Below are 3,612 nucleotides of genomic sequence, written 5' to 3' on the forward strand. Positions count from 1 at the left end.
GCGGCCTCTTCTTCCCCATGCTCTCCATGATGAACATCATCCTTCCGGGGCTGAAGCCCCTGATCTCAGATGTCCGTCAAAGCGGATCAAGCCCAAGTCCGGGTAGCGACGTCAGGCTGGTTCGTGCGGCAGCGAGAGCGTCGCGCAACTGGGCCCCGTTGTCCTTGACCTGCCGGTCAAGCCTGCGCAGGTCGGCCAGCAGATCACGAGCGATGTCCCGGCGGCAGTGGTCCGTCGCAGTGGCCGGCCGGATGCTCTTCATCAAAGTCGCGGCCCTTCTCTGCCGACAGCCGTGTGGGGGCGCCACCGGGCAACAGGTCGCGAAGGACGGCGTGGAGACGGTTAACGATACGGGTCCGCTCGCCGGTCAGGTCGTCGTGCCGCTCGGTCAGCAGCCGCAGGATCGTGGACTGGTCCTCCGCGGTGACCTTGCGCAGATCAGTGCGGAAGAGCGCGGCCTGGGCCACGTGGAGAGCGTCCGCGGGGTCGGTCTTCCGGTCCCCGCCGGTGGCCAGAAGACGGGCCCTGGCCGACAAGGTGGAAGGCACGTCGACGACATCCTCGCCCGCGGCGGCCAGCTGCTGAGCAAGAGACCGACCGAGACCGCTGGCGCCTTCGACCGCGAACCGGCGCTCCGGCCACTGCGCGCACCAGTGCAGAAGCCGACCGAAGGTCCCGGAGTTGACGACGAACCGCCGCTGACCAATCTTGTGGGCTGCTGCATCGACAGCGACTGCGGTGTGCGAGGACTTGTGGGGATCGATCCCGATGATGATCATGCGCATCCTGACCTGGCGGCTGACGGGCAGAAATGTGCGGTGGGCACTCTGACTTGAAGTAGCAGTCACACACATTCATGCCTCTGTCGAGCCACACCGCGCGGGTGCCGGACGGCGGCGGCACGCTAATCATGAGCCAGCCCGCAGGGCGGCAAGACACTACACGAGCCCGTGCCGACCGGCACCCTGGACGCTACGGCTGCAGACCGAGCGCATGCGGTCGATTCAACAAGTCAGACACTCCCACGACCGGACCGACCTGTGCAGATGGCTCCACGGCAAGCGAATCGGAGTGCGGATCGCGCGCAAAGGCATCGAGTCCAGCGAACGATTGGGCCGCCGCAGATGGGTCGTCGAACGAACGATGTCCTGGCTGTCCGGCTACCGCCGCCTCAGCCCCCGCTACGAGCGAGACACCCGTAACTACCTGGCCTTCCTCGGACTCGCCGCCGCCCTCTGCTGCGACAAGCGGCTCATCCGCCTCACCATTTCGGACCATTCGGCAGAACAGGCCCCACCGCCGCCGCTACGCCATCGACGGCGCGTTCACCCGGGCCCTACAGCAGATCCAGGTTAGGACGGACGCAGCCGGTGACATCGACTGGCTGGTCCAGATCGACTCCACCATCGTCCGCGCCCACACGCGCCGCCGCTGCAAGCCGAAAAGGAAGAACCACGGGCAATGAACCGGACGATCAGGCCCTCGGCCGGTCCCGAGGAGGGCTGACCGCCAAGCTCCACTCGCGGCAGATGGTGTGGTCGAAGGGGATGGCGGCCGGAGTCATCGACCGTGCATGCCGCACGTGCTCGTGGTACCGGCACAGTTATCCCCCGGCACACCACGAAATCAACGGTCGCATCTTGATGTCGAAATCCAGCCGTCTTTGAATGACCCACCAAGCGCCTCCGCACCTGGCAGGCCCGAGCGAAAGAGAGAAACCCATGAACGTCGCGATCTGGTGGTTGAACTGGGTGGCCCACCTCCTGAGCTGGTTCCGCTAACCACATGCGGAGGTGAAGACGTCGGGCCCCCAGCCGAGCACCTCCACACCCGGCAGCCGTCCTGCTCGCCTCAGGCAGGACGGCTGCCACACACCCGATGAGGTCGGTGCGTGTGGAGACCGGGATGGGGGTGACCGCTGACGACGAGGTCGACTGTGCGTCGAAAAGTGGTCCCCATGCCTCGCGTACGCCAAAGCGTGTTGCAAAACCGTCAGGCAGATCGCGTAAGACGTCTATCCGGAACTCAACGGGCGTCGAGGGCTACCAGGAAACCGGGCAAAACGAAGCCGTCAGCAGCCGGGATCATGGCGCGAGACCGGCGCCGGATCAGTTCTGCAACACGCTTTAGCGCGGCACTCACTGCACTGCTCCCGACCAGGAGGGATCTGCGCCTGATTTTCATGATTCGCTTCACCTCACAGGATTTTGGCTTGCGAGCTTCCCTCGGTTGGCCGTCAGGCAATTGGGAGCAGGAGGGCGGTGCAGCACCCGGGCGTCTCGCAACGGCAACCGACGGGCACAACGGTTGGGTCGCTCAGTAATTCAGGACACCAATCGATTCCATGAGGAGAGGGAATGACCGGTGAAGCTCGCGCTCCCAATAGGGCCAGTCATGCGTGCCGTTGCCGTAGAAATTTGTTGTTAGATCCACGCCTTCCGCTTTCAGTCGCGACGCGAGCGCGAGGTTCATGGATTCGAAGATCTGCTCCGTGCTGCTGGGCTCACTTCCCGGGGCGTCAAGTGGGCCAGGCTGTCCATTCCCACATGAAAGAAAGACCGGGACACGGATACTGGATGCGAGATCATATGGGTTGTGGGATTCCCAGATTTCTCGCTGCTCGACCGGATCCCCCCACAGCTTCAGTGGGTCGTAGCCCATAGCTTGCAGAGCCCCTTGAACCAGACGTGGCCCGGAGGGGTGCAGCGTATGCACCGAGCCACTGTAGGAAGCGGCGGCTTTGAACATTCCTGGATTCCTCGCAGTGTAGGCGAGCGCCCCTAGGCCACCCATCGAAAGCCCGGCGATCGCTCTCTTGCTGCTCGCGTCGAAATTGCGCTCCAGAATCTGGCGCAATTCGGTAAGATGAAAATCTTCCCACCTCGGCGCTCCAGCCGCCCCATAGTTCCACCAGTTGGAATAAAACCCAGCGGCGCCGGCCTCTGGCATGACCACCAGAACATCAGCACTGGCCGTCAGTTTTGACACGTCCGTGGAACGCGTCCAGGACCTGTAATCATCGCAGCAGCCATGTAGGAGATAAAGCACCGGCCACTTCTGATCGTTCTTTCCCCAGCTCCTAGGCAGCAACACTCGTACAGCGGCTTGTGCATCGAGAGCAGGAGACTCAATCGTGATATCCAAGGTCCTGTGAGCAACAGCTTCAACCCGAACAATACGGGCACCGTTGTCCGCCGCCATATACCCCGGGCTGCCACCACCCACTGGTGCAACATCCGCGCGGGCTGTCGTCGGCTGGAGCAGCAGAGTCGCCACAAGAATCAGTAAAGCCGTGAAGCGGAACCTTCCGGGATGGAGCTGCCGCAGCACGCTGCCGCCCTGTTCGTCGCCCAATGCCATCTGCCCTCCTACATCGTCCTACCTGAAGAGGCTGTTCCTCAAAGTGGGCTCCAGCGTGGGTAGTTGTCAACCAAGGGGCACAGGACACGGAAGCATTGATGGCCGGAAATAGGCAGGTAGGTCGACAGTCTGTCCGCGCACCACCCTCCTGGTCTGCCACTGAACCTTTTTCATCCTGCCTCTGCGGGGCTGTAAGGCCTGGTCATCTGGGGTGGTGACGTGGCAGAGCCCCCGGTCGTTGGCGGTGTTGAT

2 protein-coding genes and 1 pseudogene are annotated in these 3,612 nt (G+C 63.1%); 1 reads left to right on the forward strand and 2 read right to left on the reverse strand.

Annotation, left to right across the window (positions count from 1 at the left end; translation table 11 throughout):
* Positions 1-203: 203 nt before the first annotated feature.
* Positions 204-779: an IS110 family transposase gene (locus ACZ6C1_RS38775; protein ID WP_469247724.1), complete on the reverse strand. Its 576-nt coding sequence runs from the start codon at positions 777-779 to the stop codon at positions 204-206.
* Between the two features lie 295 nt (positions 780-1,074).
* Between ACZ6C1_RS38775 and ACZ6C1_RS38780 the strand changes: the two are divergent.
* Positions 1,075-1,236 (forward strand): annotated as a pseudogene (locus tag ACZ6C1_RS38780) (transposase); the annotation flags it as partial.
* A gap of 1,080 nt (positions 1,237-2,316) precedes the next feature.
* Here the strand turns inward: ACZ6C1_RS38780 and ACZ6C1_RS38785 are convergent.
* The gene (locus ACZ6C1_RS38785; protein WP_469247725.1) at positions 2,317-3,360 is read right to left on the reverse strand and encodes an alpha/beta hydrolase; all 1,044 of its coding nucleotides are present in this window, start codon (positions 3,358-3,360) and stop codon (positions 2,317-2,319) included.
* Positions 3,361-3,612: the final 252 nt, after the last annotated feature.

It is taken from the genome of Streptomyces sp. NPDC041796, assembly GCF_055590785.1.